This is a genomic window from Anaeromyxobacter sp. Fw109-5, assembly GCF_000017505.1.
In the GTDB taxonomy this organism is placed as follows: domain Bacteria; phylum Myxococcota; class Myxococcia; order Myxococcales; family Anaeromyxobacteraceae; genus Anaeromyxobacter.
Window position 1 is genome coordinate 1,997,078 of record NC_009675.1, and the last position, 18,686, is coordinate 2,015,763.

13 protein-coding genes are annotated in these 18,686 nt (G+C 75.8%); 7 read left to right on the top strand and 6 right to left on the bottom strand.

Going from position 1 to position 18,686, the window contains the following annotated elements; translation table 11 throughout:
* The first annotated feature begins 3 nt into the window (after positions 1–3).
* The 4 genes from ANAE109_RS09035 to aceK all read left to right on the top strand — a co-directional run bounded on the left by ANAE109_RS09035 (position 4) and on the right by aceK (position 6,105).
* Positions 4–681 carry an ABC transporter ATP-binding protein gene (locus tag ANAE109_RS09035; protein WP_041449030.1) on the top strand — a complete coding sequence of 226 codons (678 nt, stop codon included), beginning with the start codon at positions 4–6 and terminating at the stop codon, positions 679–681.
* 2 nt (positions 682–683) lie between these two features.
* Complete coding sequence (locus ANAE109_RS09040; RefSeq protein WP_012096551.1) at positions 684–3,209, top strand: FtsX-like permease family protein; 2,526 nt, start codon at positions 684–686, stop codon at positions 3,207–3,209.
* Entirely contained in the window at positions 3,196–4,308 is a 1,113-nt protein-coding gene (locus ANAE109_RS09045) for a lipocalin-like domain-containing protein (RefSeq protein WP_012096552.1), read from the top strand. Before ANAE109_RS09040 ends, ANAE109_RS09045 begins: the two co-directional genes overlap by 14 nt.
* Before the next feature lie 69 nt (positions 4,309–4,377).
* Positions 4,378–6,105, top strand: coding sequence for a bifunctional isocitrate dehydrogenase kinase/phosphatase (aceK, locus tag ANAE109_RS09050; RefSeq protein ID WP_012096553.1), 1,728 nt, complete (start codon positions 4,378–4,380; stop codon positions 6,103–6,105).
* 42 nt (positions 6,106–6,147) lie between these two features.
* Here the strand turns inward: aceK and ANAE109_RS25515 are convergent, their stop codons facing one another.
* The 4 genes from ANAE109_RS25515 to ANAE109_RS09070 all read right to left on the bottom strand — a co-directional run bounded on the left by ANAE109_RS25515 (position 6,148) and on the right by ANAE109_RS09070 (position 14,234).
* Complete coding sequence (locus tag ANAE109_RS25515; protein ID WP_012096554.1) at positions 6,148–7,731, bottom strand: serine/threonine protein kinase; 1,584 nt, start codon at positions 7,729–7,731, stop codon at positions 6,148–6,150.
* Between the two features lie 8 nt (positions 7,732–7,739).
* Positions 7,740–9,818, bottom strand: coding sequence for a tetratricopeptide repeat protein (locus ANAE109_RS09060; protein WP_041448228.1), 2,079 nt, complete (start codon positions 9,816–9,818; stop codon positions 7,740–7,742).
* 34 nt (positions 9,819–9,852) lie between these two features.
* Entirely contained in the window at positions 9,853–13,242 is a 3,390-nt protein-coding gene (locus ANAE109_RS09065; protein WP_012096556.1) for a glycosyl hydrolase family 8, read from the bottom strand.
* Positions 13,243–13,370: 128 nt separating this feature from the next.
* The gene (locus ANAE109_RS09070) at positions 13,371–14,234 is read right to left on the bottom strand and encodes a phosphodiester glycosidase family protein (protein ID WP_012096557.1); all 864 of its coding nucleotides are present in this window, start codon (positions 14,232–14,234) and stop codon (positions 13,371–13,373) included.
* Between the two features lie 251 nt (positions 14,235–14,485).
* On the opposite strand from ANAE109_RS09070, the gene pgm reads away from it, so the two are divergent.
* The gene (gene pgm, locus ANAE109_RS09075; RefSeq protein WP_012096559.1) at positions 14,486–16,129 is read left to right on the top strand and encodes a phosphoglucomutase (alpha-D-glucose-1,6-bisphosphate-dependent); all 1,644 of its coding nucleotides are present in this window, start codon (positions 14,486–14,488) and stop codon (positions 16,127–16,129) included.
* A gap of 70 nt (positions 16,130–16,199) precedes the next feature.
* On the opposite strand, the gene ANAE109_RS09080 is transcribed toward pgm, so the two are convergent.
* Complete coding sequence (locus tag ANAE109_RS09080; RefSeq protein ID WP_041448230.1) at positions 16,200–16,676, bottom strand: AAA family ATPase; 477 nt, start codon at positions 16,674–16,676, stop codon at positions 16,200–16,202.
* A 141-nt stretch (positions 16,677–16,817) separates the two neighbouring features.
* On the opposite strand from ANAE109_RS09080, the gene ANAE109_RS09085 reads away from it, so the two are divergent.
* Entirely contained in the window at positions 16,818–17,660 is an 843-nt protein-coding gene (locus ANAE109_RS09085; protein ID WP_012096561.1) for an NAD-dependent epimerase/dehydratase family protein, read from the top strand.
* Between the two features lie 44 nt (positions 17,661–17,704).
* Here ANAE109_RS09085 and ANAE109_RS09090 read toward each other — a convergent pair whose 3' ends face one another.
* Positions 17,705–18,160: an HIT family protein gene (locus tag ANAE109_RS09090; protein WP_012096562.1), complete on the bottom strand. Its 456-nt coding sequence runs from the start codon at positions 18,158–18,160 to the stop codon at positions 17,705–17,707.
* Between the two features lie 278 nt (positions 18,161–18,438).
* On the opposite strand from ANAE109_RS09090, the gene ANAE109_RS09095 reads away from it, so the two are divergent.
* On the top strand, positions 18,439–18,675 hold the full coding sequence (locus ANAE109_RS09095; protein WP_012096563.1) for a hypothetical protein: 237 nt from the start codon (positions 18,439–18,441) through the stop codon (positions 18,673–18,675).
* Positions 18,676–18,686: the final 11 nt, after the last annotated feature.

An 18,686-nucleotide genomic window follows, 5' to 3' on the forward strand; every position in this document is an offset into this window, starting at 1 on the left:
TCGATGGACGCCGTCGTCACCTTTCGTCAAGTCGGTCGGGACTACCGGACCGCCGGCGGCGCCGTGCTGCGCGCGCTCCGCGAGGTGTCGGGCGAGGTGCCCCCGGGGCGGATCGTCGCGATCACGGGCCGGAGCGGCTCCGGCAAGTCCACGCTCCTGCACCTCGCCGCCGGCATCGACGCGCCCACCTCGGGCGAGGTGTTCCTCCTCGGCCGCTCGCTCGCGGCGCTGCCCGACCGGGAGCGCACGCGGCTCCGGCGCGATCACGTCGGGCTGGTGTTCCAGTTCTTCCACCTCCTGCCGCACCTCTCGGTCGAGGAGAACGTGCTCGTGCCTGCGCTGGTGGCGGGGGATCCCCTCCCGGTCGCCGCCGCGCGCGCGCGCGAGCTCCTCGCGCGCGTGGGGCTGGCCGGCCGCGCGCGGGACGCCGTCCAGAAGCTCTCCGGCGGCGAGATGCAGCGCGTCGCGCTGTGCCGGGCGCTGCTGCGCCGCCCGCGGCTCCTGCTCGCCGACGAGCCGACCGGGAACCTCGACGAGGAGAGCGGCGAGGCGGTCATGGATCTCCTGCTCGGGCTCGCGCGCGGCGAGGGCAGCGCGGTGCTCTTCGTGACGCACAGCCGCGAGCTGGCCGCCCGCGCCGACGAGGCGTGGACGCTCCACTCCGGCGTGCGGGAGCCCTGATCATGAGGCGCTACCTCGCGCGGGCCGTGGCCCGGGAGCTGCGCGCCGCCCGCGCGCTGTTCCTGCTGGCGGTGGCCGGGGTCGCGCTCGGCGTCGGCTCCGTCCTCTCCATCCAGATCCTGAACCGCAGCGCGCTCGGCGCCTTCTCGGGCACGGTGCGCGCCGTGTCCGGCGAGGCTGAGCTCTCCGTCCTCGGGTGGGCGGGCTACCTCGACGAGGCGCTCCTCGACGAGGTGCTCGCCGTGCCCGGGGTGGCCGCCGCCGTCCCGCTCTGGCGCGCGGAGGCGGCGGTGGAGGGACGCCCCGAGGCGAGCCTGGAGCTCGTCGGCGCCGACCTGCTCCAGGCCGCCGTGCGCGCGCCGTGGCGGCTGCCCGAGGGCAGCCTCGCGGACGCGCTCGGGCGAGAGGGCTGGGTCGCGGTGACGCCCGCGCTCGCCGAGGAGATGGGCTGGCGCGTGGGCGATCCGGTCCCCGTGTCCCTCGGCTCGCGCCGCGCCACGCTCATCGTGGGGGCGCTCGTGGATCTGAAGCGCGTCGCGCCCCTCGCCAGCCGCCGGCTCGCCGTGATGGACATCGCCCAGGCGCAGTCGCTGCTCGGCGTGCGGGGGCGGATCCACCAGCTCGACGTGCGCGCGGCGGAGGGCGTCGCGCCGGCGGCGCTGCGGGATCGCCTCGAGGCGCGGCTCGGCGCGCGCGCGCGGGTCCTCACCCCCGAGCAGCGCACCGCCGAGGCCGAGGGGCTCCTCGCCGCCTTCCGGCTGAACCTCACCGCGCTGTCGCTCGTGTCGCTGCTCGTGGGCGGCTTCCTCGTCTACGCCTCGGTCCGCGCGTCCCTCGCGCGGCGTCGCGAGGAGCTCGGCATCCTGCGCGCGGTCGGGGCCACGCGCGCTCAGGTCCTGCGCCTGGTGCTCGCCGAGGCGGCGCTGCTCGGCGCCGCGGGGACCGCGGCGGGCATCCCGCTCGGCTGGCTCGCGGCGCGCGCGAACGTGGCCGCGGTGAGCGGCACGATCCGCAACCTGTACCTGCTCGAGGGGATCGACGCGGTGACGCTCGGCCCGGCGCTCGTCCTGCTCGGCGTGGCCACGGGCGTCGCGGGGGCGGTGGCGGGCGCGCTCGGGCCGGCGATCGACGCGAGCCGGGAGGACCCGCGCGCGCTCCTCGCGTCGATCACGCTCGAGGAGCGGGTCCGCGCCAGCGCCGGCCGCGTGCTGCTCGCGGGCGCCGCGGCGCTCGCGGCCGGGATCGGTGCGTACCTGGCGCTGCGCGACGTCTGGGCGCCATCGGCCTTCGCGCTCGCGCTCGGCGTGGTCGTCGCGGTTCCGCTCGCCGCGCCGGCGACGATCCGGCTGCTCGCTCGGACCGGGCGGCCGCGGCGGCTCGGCGTGGGCTACGGCGTCCGCACCCTGGGGGCCCGGCTCGGATCCTCGGCGGTCGCGGCGGGCGCGCTCGCGGTGGCGGTGGCGATGCTCGCGGGCGTGACCGTCATGGTCGGCAGCTTCCGCGCGTCGGTGGAGCGATGGCTCGCCGCGACCATCCGCGCCGACGTCTACGTGACGACGCCCTCCTGGCGCCGCGCGCGCAGCGACGCGACGCTGTCGCCGGAGGCGGTCCGCCGCCTGCGCGAGGCGCCGGGGCTGGTGGCGCTCGACACCCTGCGCCAGGTCCAGGTCCAGGCGGAGGGGAGACGGATCTCGCTCACCGGCATCGACGGCGCGCTCCCGGGCGGCGAGCGGCGGGTCGAGCTCCTCGAAGGGGACCCGGTCGCGGCGATGGCGGCGCTCCGGGGCGGCGCCGCGCTCGTCTCCGAGCCGCTGGCGCGCAAGAGCGGGCTCGGGCCCGGGGGACGGCTCGCGGTGCGCGCGCCCGGCGGGGAGATCCCGGTGCCGGTCGCTGGCGTCTACCGCGACTACGGCACGGAGGGCGGCGCCGCGCTCGTGGATCTCTCCACCTTCGCGCGCCTGTTCGGTCCGGGGCCGCCGTCGAACGCCGCCCTCTATCTCGCCCCTGGGGTCGACGCGGAGGCGGCCGTGGAGCGGCTCCGCGCCGCGCTGCGCGAGCACGCCCTCCAGATCCGCTCGAACCGGGCGCTCCGCGCCGAGGTGCTCGCCATCTTCGAGCAGACGTTCGCCGTGACGCGGCTCCTCCAGGTGATGGGGCTCGTCATCGCGGCGGCGGGCGTGACGCTCTCGCTGCTCGTCCTCGCCCGCGAGCGGCGCGCCGAGCTCGCCCTCTACCGCGCGCTCGGCGCGACCCGCCCGCAGCTCTTCGCGGTGTTCCTCGGGCGCGGGCTCGGCATCGGCCTCGTCGGGCTCGGGCTGGGCGCCGCCGGCGGCGCCGCGCTCGCGCGCGTGCTCGTGGAGGTCGTGAACCCCGCCTTCTTCGGCTGGAGCCTCGCGCTCCATCCTCCGTGGGCCGCGCTCGCCGGGCAGGCCCTCGCGATCCTCGCCGCCGCGGCCGCCGCGAGCCTCTACCCCGCCCTGACCGCCAGCCGGACGCCGGCCGCGGAGCTCTCCCGTGACGCCCTGTAGCCCCCTCGCCGCGCTCGCGGCGGTGATGCTCGCCGCCGCCCCCGCGTGGCGCCCGGCCGACCCCGCGCACCGCTGGGAGTTCCCGCGCGATCACTGGGCGCACCCGGACCACCGGAACGAATGGTGGTACTTCACCGGGACGCTCGCCGCGGTCGACGACCCCGGCCGCCGACTCGGGTACCAGCTCACGTTCTTCCGCGTCGGCCTCACGCCCGAGCCGGGGGCGCTCGACTCCGCCTGGGCGGCGAGCCAGGCGGTGATGGGCCACGCGGCGGTGAGCGACGTCCGCGCCCGCGCGCACCACTTCAGCGAGGTGCTCTGGCGCGCGTCGCCGCTGCTCGGCGGGTTCGGCGCACCGCCCGAGCCGGTGCTCGCCTGGGCGCGAGCGCCCCCTGGCACCGCGGGGCGCTGGACGCTCCGGCTCGAGGAGGGCGCCTTCCACCTCGTCATGCGCGACGACGCGCGCGGGATCGCGCTCGACCTCGTCGCGCGCCCGGTGAAGCCCCTGATCCTCCAGGGGCCGAACGGCTACAGCCGCAAGGCGGCGCAGCCCGGCTACGCCAGCCTGTACTACTCGCTCACCCGGCTCGCGACGGAGGGGACCGTCACGATCGACGGAGAGACGCTGCGGGTCCGGGGGGAGAGCTGGATGGACAAGGAGCTCGGCTCGTCCCAGCTGGCGCCCTCTCAGGTGGGCTGGGACTGGTGGAGCCTCCGGCTCGCCGACGGTCGCGACCTCATGCTGTACGTGCTCCGCCGCGCCGACGGGAGCGCCGACTGGCGGAACGGCACGCTCGTCGGGCGCGACGGCCGCGCGCGCGTGCTCTCGCCGGAGGAGTGGGCCGTCTCGGCGCGCGGGACGTGGCGCAGCCCGCGCGGCGCGGCCTACCCGGCGGGCTGGGAGGTCGCGGTGCCGGGAGAGGGGATCCGCCTCGTCGTCACGCCCGAGGTCGCGGCGGCCGAGAACCGCTCCGCGCTGGCGGGCGGGCTCGCGTACTGGGAGGGGCCGGTCCGGCTGGAGGACGGGGACGGCCGCGCGGCGGGGGAAGGGTACGTGGAGCTCACCGGGTACGGCGAGGGCACGCGGCCGCCGCTCTGAGGACCCGCGAGGTCGCTGGACCCCGAGAGGCAGCGCGCCGGGGCGCCCCGCCTCCGTTACCGTCCGGACATGGCCGAGCCGAACGACGTCGCCGCCGCGGGCGCCGCCGCCATCGCGGCCAGCTTCGAGGCGTACCAGGAGGAGCGGGCGCGGATCACGCGCCGGGCGCGCGAGCGCTTCGAGAAGCGGGACTGGGCCGCCGGTCAGGCGGACGCGCGCGAGCGGCTCGACCTGCGCGACCGCCTCGTGAACGCCTGCGTCGGGACGGTCCGCGCCGAGCTGGGCGGCGCGGCGCACGACCACGGCCTCTGGCGCGCCATGAAGGAGCTGTACGAGGCCCGGGTGGAGTCGCGGCCGGATCGGGAGATCGGCCAGTCGTTCTTCAACTCCGTCACGCGCCGGGTGTTCGTGACGGTCGGCGTCGATCCCGCCATCGAGTTCCTCGCGGCGGACGGTCCGGCGGTCCGCGAGGGCCCGGTGCCGGTGTACGCCCGCTACCGCCGCGAGGTCTCCACCGAGGCGCTCCTCCGCACCGTGCTGCGCGCCTGCGCGTTCGCCGCGCCCTACGAGGACCTCGAGCGCGACGCGCGCATCGCCGCCATCGAGCTCGACTCGCACCTCCGCGAGCTCGACGACGGTCAGCCCATCGAGGCGCTCGAGCTGGTGAAGGCGGTGTTCTACCGGGGGAAGGGCGCCTACCTCGTCGGGCGGCTCCGCCGCGGGCGCTACACGACGCCGCTCGTCCTCGCGCTCGTCCACGGCGAGCGCGGCGTGGTGCTGGACGCCATCCTGTTCACCCAGGAGGACGTCTCCATCGTCTTCAGCTTCACCCGCTCCTACTTCCACGTGGAGGTCGAGCGCCCGCGGGAGCTGGTCGCGTTCCTCTCCACGCTGCTGCCCCTGAAGCGGGTCTCGGAGCTCTACATCGCGCTCGGCTTCAACAAGCACGGCAAGACCGAGCTGTACCGCGAGATCGCCCGGCACATCGCGGAGACGGGAGAAGCGTTCGTGCCGGCGCGGGGCGACAAGGGGCTCGTGATGAGCGTGTTCACGCTCCCGGGGCTCGACGTCGTCTTCAAGGTGATCAAGGACGAGTTCAAGCCGCCCAAGCAGACCACCCGCCGCGAGGTGATGGACAAGTACCGGCACGTGTTCCGCCACGACCGCGCCGGCCGGCTCGTGGACGCGCAGGAGTTCGAGCACCTCGCCTTCCCGGCCGACCGGTTCTCGCCGGAGGTGCTGCGCGAGCTGAGCGAGGAGTGCCGCGGGAGCATCGAGATCGGCCGCGCCGAGATCTCCGTGAAGCACCTCTACGCCGAGCGGCGGGTGACGCCGCTGAACCTGTTCATCCGCGAGGCCGACGAGTGGACCGCCCGCCAGGCGGTGCTCGACTTCGGGCGCGCGCTGAAGGATCTCGCCGCGACCAACACGTTCCCGGGCGATCTGCTGCTCAAGAACTTCGGCGTGACGCGGCACGGGCGCGTGATCTTCTACGACTACGACGAGCTGACCCGCGTGACGGACTGCGTCTTCCGCGACCTCCCCACGCCCTCGGGAGACGACGAGGAGACGAGCGGCGAGCCCTGGTTCTACGTGGGCCAGGACGACGTCTTCCCGGAGGAGCTGCTCCCGTTCCTGGGGCTCGCCGGGCGCCTGCGGGAGGTGTTCCTGCAGGCGCACGGCGACCTGCTCACGGCCCGGTACTGGCGCGCCATCCAGGAGCGCATCCGCGAGGGGGAGATCGTGGACATCTACCCGTACCGCGAGGAGCAGCGGCTCGTGCACGGGTACGAGTGAGGCATCACCCGCTGGCCCCGAGCGGGCAGCGCCGTGAGCCCGTCACTCGGTCGTCGCGCGTCCGTACCGGCGCGTCGCGGCGATGGCGCGGTCGAGGGAGTCGCGCGTGCAGAACCAGGAGAAGACGCCGCCCGAGCGGCGCGCCGCTTCCAGCGCCGGCAGCGCGGCGGGATCCCGCAGCTCCCCGAGGAGCTCGGCTGCCGCCCGGCGCCCGCCGCAGCTCTGCGCCCCCGCGAGCAGCCTCCGGGCGTTCTCTCTCAGCGCGGCGTCCTCGCGCAGGGCTGGCCGCGCGGCGAGCGCGACCCGGTAACGCCGCAGGCACTCGCCGCTCGCGCCGCGCGCGCAGGCGACGTCGCCCCGCAGCTTCTCCACGAGCGGGTCGCCCGCCCTGGTCCGCGCGGCGGCGTCGAGCTTCGTCCGCGCGTCCGCGAGCCGGCCGTCTGCGATGAGCGAGGCGACCTCGTCCGCCAGCGCGGCGTCGCTCGGGGGGAGGCAGAGAGCGGCGAGCGCGAGGGCGGGCACCGCGACGAGCGCGGCGCGGCGGAGGGGGGGCGACAGGGAGGAAAGCGGCAGCGCGCGGGAGAGGGAGGACAGGAGCGCGCGGAGGGTCAACGACGCCGACGGGGACGCAGAATCGCTTGCCCGCGCGTGGTGAGCCTGTCGAACCAGGAGCGGAATGGGGTCCGCTGTCGCGGGCGGGGTCGGGGTCGGGGTCGGGGTCGCGGTCGTGGTCGCGGTCGAGGTCGAGGTCGAGGTCGGGGTCGGGGTCGGGGTCGGGGTCGAGGTCGCGGTCGCGGTCGAGGTCGGGGTCGGGGTCGGGGTCGGGGTCGAGGTCGAGGTCGCGGTCGGGGTCGGGGTCGGGGTCGAGGTCGAGGTCGAGGTCGGGGTCGGGATCGCGATCGACGCCGCAGCCCGGCGAATCGACTCTGCGATCTCCGCGGCCGAGGCCCTCCTCCAGCGACGGCGCGAGAGGCCGCGCCCGACGGCCTGCGCGAGCCCGGGGGGCAGGTCGGGCCGGAGCACGGCGAGCGGCACCGGGTCCTCGTGGATCACGCGCCGGATGACCTCGAGCGGCGGGTCCGCCTGGAACGGCGCACGTCCGGCCAGGAGCGCATAGGTCATCGCCGCGAGGGCGAACGCATCGGCGCGGCGCGACGGCGGACCGCCGCGGAGGACCTCGGGGGCGGTGTAGCCGAGCGCAGCGGCAGTGCCTGGATCCGCCGGATCCCAGTGAGGCGGCAGCTCGCCGTCGACCAGCACGACGGTGCCGTCCTCCGAGACGATGGCGTTCCCGGGGTGGAGGCGCCCGTGGGCGCGCCCGCGCGCCTCCAGCGCCACGACCGCGGCCCCGAGCGCGTCGGCCAGGGCGAGCGCGGACCGGTCGTCGGGCGGGGCGGCCAGGAGCTCCGCGAGCGAGCGCCCCGGCGCGAAGGGGCGGAGGACGTGCGCCGTCCCGTCGTGCTCGACGAGCGTCGGGACCACGCCCGCGCGCGTCCGCCGCTCCAGCGCGCGGCGCGGGACGCCCGCCCGCCGCAGCACCGAGAGCGTGCCGGCGGCCACCGAGCGGACGAGGTAGGTGTGGCCGGGGCGCAGCACCGAGACGATCTCGTGGCCGGAGATGGGCATCGCGGAACCTACGGGAACAGCAGCGCCGCGGTGAGCGACGCCTCGAGCCGCGTGTGCACGTCGGCGACGCGTTCCGCCCGCGCCTCGCCGCCGAGCCGCAGGCGGGCGCCGGCGCGGTGGGTGAAGCCGAGCCGGGCGTCGCCCCCGAGGCGAACACCCCCGCCCGCGCCGCCGACCAGCTGGAGCGCCGGCCCCGCGTCGACGGTGAGCCAGCCTCGCGCGCCGGCGTCCCGCGTCGCGGCGAGCCGGGGGGAGACCGAGGCGAAGATCGGCGGGGAGAACAGGTGCGGGGAGCGGTCGAGCGGATCGCCGGTCGCGGAGAGATCGCGCGCGTGGTGGACGAGCTCCGCGGCGGCGCCCGCCGCGACCGTCCAGCCGCCGGCCCGCCGCAGCGCCCGGTCGAGCCGTCCGCCTGCGCCCGCCACCAGCACCGGATCCAGCCCCCGCGCGCTCACCGCCCCGGCGCGCGCTGCGAGCTCGAGGCGGGTGTCCCGGCCCCGCGCGAGGCGCAGCTCCGCGACGGTGTCGCTCGCCGCGCCCGCGAGCTCCTCCCCCACGCGCTCCCCGGCATAGGCGCGGAACGAGTCGAGTCGCGCCGCGCGGCGCACGTTCACCGACAGGACGCCGTCCTCCGACGAGCGCTCGACGCCGAGCGCGCCGGAGAGCGCGGCGCCCTCGGGGCGGACGCCGTCGAGCCCGCCCTCCATCCGGAGCCGCGTACCCGGCGAGGGCCGCCACTCGCCGCGGATGGCGAGCGTCGCCCCGGACGCCCGGGCGTCGCCAGGTCCGCGGGCGGTGGCCACCCCGGCCTCCACCGCGCTCGAGGTGAACGGCGTCGGCTCGGCCTCGCCGGAGACGAACGCGGCGGTGCGCGACAGCTCGGCTCCGCCCGGCTGCGCGAGCGCGCGCGCGCCGCCGCCCACGGCCGGTTCGCGGCCGGCGCGGAGGGAGCGCTCCAGCGCGGCGACGTCCGGTCGCGCCGGGCCGTACCGCCCGGCGAGCTCGCCGTGCGCCAGCGCCCGATCGGCGTCGCCCTTCCAGGCGTAGGCGTGCGCGAGCCCCCGGTGCGCCTCGGCGTCGTTCGGCGCCTCGGCGAGCACCGTCTCGTAGACGGCGATGGCCTGCGCGTTCGTCTCCTCGCGCGCCCCCAGGACGCGGGCCAGCCCGACGCGGGCGCGGCGGGAGCGGGGCTCCGCTCGCAGCACCGCCTCGTACTCGCGCCGGGCGGCGTCGTGGGTCGCGCGATCGGCGGCGAGCAGCTCGGCGAACTCGAGGCGCGCCTCGGTGGAGGGACGGAGCGCGAGGGCCCGCGCGTACCCGGCGCGCGCCTCGTCACGGCGGCCGGCGCGGGCGAGCGCGCGGGCGTGGCCGAGCCGCAGCTCGGGGTCGTCCGGATGGCGCTCGAGGAGCGCCGCGTGGCGCGCCGCCGCCTCGCTCGCGCGGCGGGGATCCTCGGCGACGATGCGGGCGAGAGCGCGCGCGGCCCGCTCGTCTCCCGGGTTCGCCGCGAGGCGCCGCTCGAGCTCGCGGATCGCCTCCGCCCTGTGACGCCGGTCCCACAGCAGGAGCTTCAGCCACTCGTCGCGGAGCTTCGCGTCCTCTGGGGCCGCGGCGAGCAGCGCGCGGTACTCGTCGAGCGCCTCGTCGAGCGTCCTGCGATCGCGGCCCAGCAGCCGCGCCAGCTCACGGCGGCGCGCGGGATCGTCGCGGCGCGCGAGCCCCATCCGAAGGTACTTCACGGCGTCCCCCGACCGGTACGCGTACCGCGACCACTGGAGGAGGCGCGCCTGCTCGAAGGCGAGCTGCCAGTCGTCGGGGAACCGCCCGAGGTGCCGGTCGAGCTCCGCCACGGCGCGATCGGTCTCGCCGTTCCGGAGCAGCGCCCGGCAGAGCTCCCGCGAGGCCTCGCGGCCGTTCGGATTCAGCTCCAGGGCCTTGCGCCAGGCCTCGATCGCCGCCCCGTAGTTCTCGATGCGCATGTTCGCGCGGCCCCGCGACAGGTACCAGGTCTCGGCGAGGCCGGCGTGAGCGGTCAGCGGGAGCGCGAGCAGCGCCGCGACGAGCGCGACGCGGAGAGGGCGAGGCATCGGGTCTCTCTCGGGACGACGGATCGAGGGCTTGCTAGGCAGCAAGGTATTCATGCGCCGGTCTCTCCGGGAGCGGCACCGGCAGGTAAGCGAGCCCTGCCCGCCACACTCCCGGGACGACCCGGCGCGCGTGCGCGACGCGCGCCCAGCGGATGCCGTCGGCGAGCAGTACCGGGAGGTCCTCCCGGGGGGCGCGACCCAGGAACAGCGCGCCGAACCCGCCCGAGGAGGAGTCGACCACGAGCCCGCGGACGCGTCCCCGGGCACCGACCCAGGCGAGCGGGCGCAGCGAGGGGCGTCTCGGCGCGAGCCGGCGCCGGGCGTGGAGCGGGAGGAACGCGCGCGCGATCCCGGCCAGCAGCTGGAGCGCCATCGCGAGCTGGCTCCGCGTGCGCGCATCGTGCGCCCCGGAGAAGGCCTCCTCGGAGGAGAAGGCGATCCGCACGAGCGCGCGGCGAGCCTCGGCGGGGAGCCCCTCGAACGCCAGCCCGGCGCGGGTCGCGCCCCGCACCTCCTCGCGCCAGACGACGCGCGCGCGGACGCGGAGCGGTTCGGGGGCCGAGAAGGCGACCTCCACGGCGGGGGGCAGCGCGGCGCTCGCGGGGAGGCGCAGGCCGGCGCCCGTCGTGGAGAGGTCCACGGTCTCCGCGCAGAGCGACAGCGCCGGCGCCTCGACGCGGACCGGCACGCGCCGGCGCACGCGCTCGTCCTCGCGGCGCTGCGGGCGCTCCCACGCCACGAGCAACGCGGCGAGCACCGCCGCCAGGTTCGAGCCCGCCCAGAACAGGTTGAACGCGTAGGCCTCGACCTCGATCCCGAACGCGACGAGCTCGAAGGCGCCCTTCGCGAGCGCCACCCCCGCGAGCGCCGCCGCGGCGAGCGTGAGCCGCGACGACGAGGCGTCGAAGCGCCGGCGATCCGAGACGATCCCCTTGGGCGTCACCTTGAAGCCCAGGCTCTTCGGCAGGAGCAGGTCGAGCGTCGCGCGCGCCAGCGGGAAGGCCACGGCGGCCTCGTAGACGGTGCCCCACAGCAGGCGCGGCCACCCGGGCAGCAGCGCGTTCGCGGCGAGCGTCGAGAGCAGGAGGTGCGGCGCCAGGTAGGCGAGCAGGACCGGCAGGTCCGCGAACAGCGGGTGGAGGTGGAACAGCAGGTACCAGAGCGGCGTGAGGAAGAACGCCACGCGCGCGAGCGGGAAGAAGAAGTACCAGAGCGAGGCGAAGTAGCCGACGCGGTGCCGGAGCGGGAGCCCGCGCTCGAGGAGCGGGTTGTCCTTGAAGAAGATCTGCAGGCACCCGAGCATCCAGCGCCGCCGCTGGACGAGGTAGCTCTGCACGTTCTCGGCGGAGAGGCCGACCGCCAGATCCTCGTCCACGAACGCCGAGCGCCAGCCCTTCGCGTGGAGCTTCTGGCTCGTGTGGATGTCCTCGGTGATGGAGAGCAGGTTGAACCCGCCCACGGAGGCGATGGCGGCGCGCCGGAACACCGCGCCCGAGCCCACGAAGAAGGCGCCGCCCCAGCGATCGCGGCCTGCCTGGATGGCGTGGTTGAAGAGGTCGGCCTCGTTCGGCACGGCCGGACCGGTTCCCAGGGCCCGCTGGAAGACGTCGGGGTTGTAGAAGTGGTGGGGCGTCTGGACGACGCCCATGCGCGGCTCGCGGAAGTGCGGGACCGTCCGCTCCAGGAACGCCGCGCACGGCACGTGATCGGTGTCGAACACGACGACGAGGTCGCCGCTCGTCAGCGACAGCGCGTTGTTGAGGTTCCCCGCCTTGGCGTGGCGCTTCGGGCCGGGGACGTACCGCGCGCCGTGCTCCGCGGCGAGCCGCGCGACCGCCTCGCGGTGCGAGTCGTCGCACACGTGGACGGTCTTGCGGGGATGGCGCATCGCCATGCAGGCGGCGAGCGTCTTGTCCAGGATCTCCAGCGACTCGGAGTAGATGGGGACGAAGACGTCGACGGAGGGGACCTCCTCGTCCGGCGCGAGCGGCGCGGGCGGCTCCCGGCGCCGGCGCGAGACGCCGACCTGGACGGCGAGGAGCAGGACGGTCGAGAACGCGTACGCCTCCGCCGCCAGGAGCGAGAGGCTGATCACCGGCCCGAGCGGCTCGACGAAGTTGAGGGTCTCGCGGGCGCGCCACCCGAGGTAGCGCGCGGAGAGCGCGATCGCGAGCCCGAGCAGCCCGGCGCGGGCCCACGTGAAGCGGCGGGCGAGCGGGGCGAGCGCGAGGGCGGCGAGCACGGGGACGAGGGGGAAGCGCTCCCGGAACGGCCCCCAGTCGATCCCGAGCAGGAACGCGAGCGGCTCGTCGTATCGCCGCGCCACGCCGAGCTCGAGCGCGCGGCCCAGCCAGAGCCAGTTGTGCAGGTAGTACGGGGTCGCCTCGCCGGCGAGGGCGCGCTCGAAGAGCGCGTCGAGCCTCCCCGATCGCAGGTCCGAGGCGAGCCCGCGGTCCTCCACCGCCGCGAGCGCCGCGATCGACGCCATGTGGGGCTGGCCGTCGAGCTCCGACAGCGCGCGGCCGCCGGTGGTGTAGCGGTCGCGGATCCTCCCCTCGGCGCGGAAGGTCTCGCGTGGGAACGCGAGCATGCGCGCGCGCAGGTCCGCCTCTCCCCGCCGCCCGAACCAGGCCGCGTCCAGCGCGACTCGCCAGAAGAGCGGGACGGAGTCGTAGCCGAACGTCTGCGCGGGGCCGCCGCCGGGCTTGTCGAGCAGGAGCGCCCCCGAGCGCGAGTCCACCCAGATCCGCTCCGGCGGCAGCACCACGCCCCGGTCGAAGTACAGGAAGCGGAGGATCTCGTAGCTCCCGCGCACCAGCTCCTTCCACGGGTGCGCCGGGTCCACCCCGGCGAAGACCTCGTACGCGTACGGCGCGAGGTAGGCGACGTGGATCGTCGGGTAGCGCTCGCGAGGCGCCCAGTTCCCGCCCGTCGGCAGGAAGCGGCCGCCGGCCTGGATCACCTCGCGCTCCCAGACGTCCGCGAGGATGCGCCGCGCCTCCTCGAGGTAGCGCGCCTCGCCGAAGCGCCGTGAGGCGAGCACGAGCGCGAGGGCGGTGTCCTGGTCCGCGTCCGTCGCCGCGTTGCGGTCGAGGACGCGGTCCTTCCACTTCCACGCGAGCAGCTCGTCGTCGCGGACCTGCAGGTTCTCGCGCGTCCAGCGCCAGACCTCGTCGAACGTCGCGCGGTCGCCGGCCCACACCGCGCGGAGCAGCGCGTACGACTGGCCCTCGGAGGTGGTGATGCCCGCCTCGTCGTGCGCGACGACGCGCCCGCGGTCCACGTGGGAGTAGCGGTAGAAGCTCCAGAGCGCCGACAGCTCGTCGTGCGCGCGCGCCCGCGCGTCGCGCGCGGCGCTTCGCTCGCCGTGGCCGCAGGCGAGGAGCACCGAGATGGGGAGGAGGAGCCAGGTGGAGACCCGCATGCGCGGGACGCACGGTGATGGCGTGCGGGCGTCCGAGGAAGCACCCGCTCGGATCCCGGGAGAGGGAGCACCGAACGGGGGGGAAGGCCAGGATCGCCCCGGGCCGACCGCCGACGGCGCCTCGGCAGCTACTTCCGCCGCACGGCCGCGACGACGTTCGGCACCGGCCAGGCGTCGCGGTTCTCTGCCTGCGGGACGTGCTCGAAGCCGCCGACCCACTCGTGCTGGCGCCCGCCGCCGCGCACGAAGAGCTGCGCCTCCGGGCCACCCTCCACGTACATCGCCTGGCGCAGCTCGATCGGCAGCGCGAGCAGCGCGTTGACGAGCTCGTGGACCGGCCAGGGCGTGCGCGCGTGGATGAACAGCACGCGCCCCTTCGCGTCCACGCCGATGGCGGCCGCCGAGAAGCGCCGCGCCGACGGGGCCCACACGTTCTTCCGGTCGCAGGAGACGAGGCGGATCGACTGCACGAGGGTGCCGTAGGTCTGGGCGGCGCGCTCGAGGTCGTCGCAGTCGCGGTCGATGATCCGGACCGGCGAGGCGCCGCGGGCGAGGGGATCGAACGCGAGCACGGAGCGATCCTTGGAGACGCGGCGCTGGTTCACGTGGTGCCGCGTGCGCATCAGGGACACGCTCGTCCGGTAGTCCTCCTGGTACATGCTCGCGTTGATCGCGGCCGAGGCGCCCGCGCGCTCGGCCCACGCGCGCGCGGTGCGGAGCGTCCCCTCGCCGGGCGCGGAGGCGTTGAGCAGCTTCAGCTCGAAGCGGGCGGGATCGATCCGCACGACCGCGATCGGGCGCGCCTCCTCGCCGGCGGGCGGCCCGTCGAACAGCCCCATCTCCAGGCCGGGCTCGAGCGTTCGCCAGCCACTCGCTTCCGCGCCGTGCGCGGGGCGCGATGACGCCGGGCCGCTCCGGGCCGCGGCCGGTGCCGGGGTGCGCGCGGGCGCGGCGGAGAGCGTGAGGAGCAGGGCGGCGGCCGCCGCCTTCATGGCGACACCCCCTCGCATTGAGCTGCTGCGGCGCACGCTGCCTGCCTGCGCGGGGCAGACTTCTCCCTGCGCTGCTCGACGTGCCTTCCAGGCACGCCTGCGCTGCTCGGTCGTCGTGTGCCCCGCTCGGCGACGGCATCGTGTGCCTCGCGACGCTCAACGCAAGCGGGTGGCGCCATCAGACGCATCGCGCCATTGTCGGGCCCGTTCGAGACGGTGACAAGACCGGGGGGCGTGCGAGATTTCGTGCCATGCCACATCCCCTCGCCGGGAAGCCCGCCCCGAAGGATCTCCTCGTCGACGTCCCGGACCTCCTCCGTCGCTATGCCGCGGAGCGTCCGGATCCCGCGAACGCCGCCGAGCGCGTCTCCTTCGGCACCTCCGGCCACCGCGGCTCGTCGCTGCGAAGGAGCTTCAACGAGGCCCACATCCTCGCGGTCGCCCAGGCGGTCTGCGAGCACCGGGCGCGCGCCGGGGTGACGGGTCCGCTCTTCCTCGGCCGGGACACCCACGCGCTCTCCGAGCCGGCGGAGCGCACGGCCCTCGAGGTGCTCGCCGCGAACGGCGTGGAGGTGGTGCTGTCCGAGGGGGGCGCGCCCGTGCCGACGCCCGTGATCTCGCACGCCATCCTCGCGCACAACCGGAGCCGGAGCGGCGGGCTCGCCGACGGCATCGTCATCACGCCGTCTCACAACCCGCCCGAGGACGGCGGCATCAAGTACAACCCGCCCGACGGCGGACCGGCGGACACGGACGTGACCGCCGCCATCGAGGCCCGCTCGAACGAGCTGCTCGCGGCGGGCGGGACCGGCGTGCGGCGCATGCCGTACGAAGCGGCGCGGCGCGCCCCCAACGTCCACACGCGCGACTACGTCCGACCGTACGTCGAGGATCTCCGGAGCGCGCTCGACCTCGACGCCGCGCGCGGCGCCTCGCTGCGCATCGGGGTCGATCCCCTCGGCGGCTCGAACGCGCACTACTGGGGCGCGATCGCGGCGGCGTACGGCCTCGACCTCACCGTCGTGAACCCCCTCGTCGATCCGACCTTCGGATTCATGCCGCTCGACCACGACGGCAAGATCCGCATGGACTGCTCGTCCCCCTACGCCATGGCGAACCTCGTCGCCATGAAGGACCGGTTCGACCTGGCCTTCGGGAACGACGCGGACTCGGACCGGCACGGCATCGTCACCCCCGCCGCCGGGCTCATGAACCCGAACCACTACCTCGCGGTCTCCATCGACTACCTGTTCCGGAACCGGCCGGGCTGGCCGGCGGCGGCGGGGGTCGGGAAGACGCTGGTGTCCTCGGCCCTCATCGACCGGGTCGCGAGGCGGCTCGGGAGGCGCCTGGTCGAGGTGCCGGTGGGATTCAAGTGGTTCGTGCCGGGGCTGCTCGACGGCTCGATCGGCTTCGGCGGGGAGGAGAGCGCGGGCGCCTCGTTCCTGCGCCGCGACGGGACCACGTGGACGACCGACAAGGACGGGATCGTGATGGATCTGCTCGCCGTCGAGATGCGCGCCCGCACCGGGAAGGATCCCGGCGAGCTGTACCGGGACCTCGTCGCCGAGCTCGGCGCCCCGGTCTACGCGCGCGTCGACGCGGCGGCGACGCCCGCGGAGAAGGCGATCCTGAAGAAGCTCGCGCCGGAGGCCGTCACGGCGACGGCGCTCGCGGGCGAGCCGATCCTGGCGCGCCTCACGCGCGCGCCCGGCAACGGCGCCGGGATCGGCGGGCTGAAGGTGGTCGCCGAGAACGGCTGGTTCGCGGCGCGGCCGTCGGGCACCGAGGACGTCTACAAGATCTACGCGGAGAGCTTCAGGGACGAGGCGCACCTCGGGCGCATCCTCGACGAGGCCAAGGCGATCGTGGCGGCGGCGCTGAAGAGCGCGTAGCCGTCCACGGTCTCGCCCCCACGACCTCGCGCCGCGGCTGCGCTCGGGCCGAACGCCGCGTGAGCGGCTCCTACGGTGCCCCGAGCTCCGGCCGGGCAGTGACGAGGAACGCGCCCTCCGGCGCCGCCTGCACCTCGTAGACGGAGGCGAACCCCTCGGCCGGCTCCGGCGGCTCGAGCCGCTGCGCGGTCGCGAAGATCGCGACCTTCGGCACCTGCGCCCGCCCGGTGCGCTCCGCGTTGCGCGCCAGCGACGCGCGGACGTCGGGCGGGAACCAGTACAGCAGGGGCCGCATCCCGAGCTCGCGCGCGAGCGCGACCAGGACGGCGCGATCGGCGCGCCGCGGGTTGGTGTCGTCGATGACCGCCGGCCCGCCCGCGCGGGCGGCCGCGGTGACGAGCTCCCGCTGCCGCCGCCCCTTGTCGCGCGCGCTGCGAAACAGGTCCTTCGACACGTGCGCGTGCGTCGCCGCGAAGCGGGCCCGGTAGAAGCTGGACTTGCCGGCGCCCTGCAGCCCGGCGAGGACGACGAGGTCGGGGGCGCTCACGCCGCCGCCGGTCGGGTCTTGGCTCGCAGGGTTCCCTCCACGCCGAGCTCCGGCGCCCTCCGCAGCGCGGCCGGATCGCCGCGTGCCCGGGCGTGCCGCGTCCGTCATAATACCGGCCGACGTTCTCCGCGAGGTGACCCCATGCACGTCCTCGTCGCAGGCTGCGGCTGGCTCGGGACGGCGCTCGCGCGCCGGCTCGTCGAGCGGGGCGATCGCGTCACGGGCATCCGCCGTGACCCGGGCCGGGCCGCCGCGCTCTCGGCGCTCGGGATCGAGCCGCTCGCGGTCGATCTCGCCGACCCCTCCGCGGCGGGGCGGCTCCCCGCGGTGGACGCGATCGTCGCGTGCCAGTCCGCCGGCGCGGACGGCGCGGACGCGTACCGCGCCGCGTACGTCGAGGCGAACCGGACCCTCCTCGCCGCGGCGGCTCGAGGCGGAACGCGCGCGCTGGTCTACACGGGGTCCACGGGCGTGTTCGGGCAGCGGGACGGGTCGGAGGTGGACGAGGCGACCGCGCCCGCTCCCGCGAGCGGTACCGCGGCGGTGCTGGTGGAGGCAGAGTCGCTCGTGCGCGGCGCCTCCGCGGGCCCGCTCCGCACGTCGGTGGTCCGGCTCTCCGGCCTCTACGGCCCGGGGCGGACCGGGATCGTGGACCGCGTGCGGGCCGGCCGCCTCGCGCTCGGCCCCGGCGACGACGCGTGGATGAACTTCTGCCACCTCGACGACGCGATCGCCTTCGTGCTGGCCGCGCTCGAGCGCGCCGAGGGCGGGGCGGTGTACCACGGCAGCGACGCGGAGCCCGCGCGGCGGCGCGAGGTCGTGGAGTGGATCGCCGCCCGGCTCGGCATGACTCCGCCCCGGAGCGACGCGCCCGCCGAGGGCCCGAGCCGGCGGATCCGCTCCGAGCGCACGCGGGCGGTACTCGGGGTCACGCTCACGTATCCGTCGTTCCGAGACGGTCTCGCAGCGGCCGCCGGTGCCTGACCCCCGGCCGGGCGGCCGGCGCCTCGGAGCCCGTGAAGCCGCCCTCAGCGGATCGGCGTCCGGTCGTTCCCCATCGCCGCCGCGACGGCCGAGGCCGCCGCCGCGAGGTCCGCCTCCGCCAGCATGTCCTCGGGCCGCCCCTCGAAGCAGCCGCGCCCGCGGAGCCGCTCGGGGGTGGCTGCGAAGCGCGGGACGAGGTGCAGGTGGAAGTGCCGGAGCACGTCGCCGATGGCGAAGGCGTAGACGTGCTCCGCCCCCAGCGCCGCGCGCTGCGCGGCCATCACGCGCGCCGCGAGGGGTCCCAGCGCGGCGAGCTCCTCCGGCGCGAGGTCGTACCAGGCGCGAGCGTGCCGCTCGCTCGTCAGGACGAGCCACCCGCGGAGCGGCGAGGCGTCCGCCAGCGCGTGGAGGACGAAGCCGCTCTCCCGCCGGACGATGCCACCGGGCACGGCGTGCACCCCGCGGACGACGGCGCAGCCGGTGCACTCAGGGTCAATCACGGTTCCTCGATGAGGCGTTTCGCCGCATACCGGAGACGCCCCGGAGTGTGCACTTACAGCGAATACCGGTTGGAGAGAGATCGGCCACGGCACAGCGTCAAAGGCGGCGTTATACCGGGAGAACGGTTGACTCGCGCATCGGCTGTACCCTAACGGGGCTTCCGTCCTTGCGGGGGGACGCCCAACTTGCGCATTTCCGAGCTTTTTTCCGCACGGGCATACGGCGCGGGAATCGACCGGCCGCACGCCTGTTCCGAAACGAAACCAGGAGCACCAAGGTGGATGCCAATCCCAATCCGACCCCGCTCACCCAGCTCATCCGCTCCGAGACCACCGTGGCCGGCCACAGGAATCTCTACTGCCTCCACTACGACGCCTGCCTCGACGTCGCGGTGAGGCTGGATTGGGACAGCTGGTCCTGCGAGAAGTGTCCGCTGTTCAAGCTGCACGAGGAGCCGCGCTCCTTCGCCGGAATGTTCGCGAACGACCGTCGCGGCGGCGGCCAGCCGCACTAGGCGGCGCCCTC

What these genes read in the sequence shown, in the direction of transcription:
- ANAE109_RS09035 (WP_041449030.1), top strand. Translation starts at nt 4, where the DNA reads ATGGACGCCGTCGTCACCTTTCGTCAAGTCGGTCGGGACTACCGGACC.
- ANAE109_RS09040 (WP_012096551.1), top strand. Translation starts at nt 684, where the DNA reads ATGAGGCGCTACCTCGCGCGGGCCGTGGCCCGGGAGCTGCGCGCCGCC.
- aceK (WP_012096553.1), top strand. Translation starts at nt 4,378, where the DNA reads ATGGCCGAGCCGAACGACGTCGCCGCCGCGGGCGCCGCCGCCATCGCG.
- ANAE109_RS25515 (WP_012096554.1), bottom strand. Translation starts at nt 7,731, where the DNA reads ATGCCCATCTCCGGCCACGAGATCGTCTCGGTGCTGCGCCCCGGCCAC.
- ANAE109_RS09060 (WP_041448228.1), bottom strand. Translation starts at nt 9,818, where the DNA reads ATGCCTCGCCCTCTCCGCGTCGCGCTCGTCGCGGCGCTGCTCGCGCTC.
- ANAE109_RS09065 (WP_012096556.1), bottom strand. Translation starts at nt 13,242, where the DNA reads ATGCGGGTCTCCACCTGGCTCCTCCTCCCCATCTCGGTGCTCCTCGCC.
- ANAE109_RS09070 (WP_012096557.1), bottom strand. Translation starts at nt 14,234, where the DNA reads ATGAAGGCGGCGGCCGCCGCCCTGCTCCTCACGCTCTCCGCCGCGCCC.
- pgm (WP_012096559.1), top strand. Translation starts at nt 14,486, where the DNA reads ATGCCACATCCCCTCGCCGGGAAGCCCGCCCCGAAGGATCTCCTCGTC.
- ANAE109_RS09085 (WP_012096561.1), top strand. Translation starts at nt 16,818, where the DNA reads ATGCACGTCCTCGTCGCAGGCTGCGGCTGGCTCGGGACGGCGCTCGCG.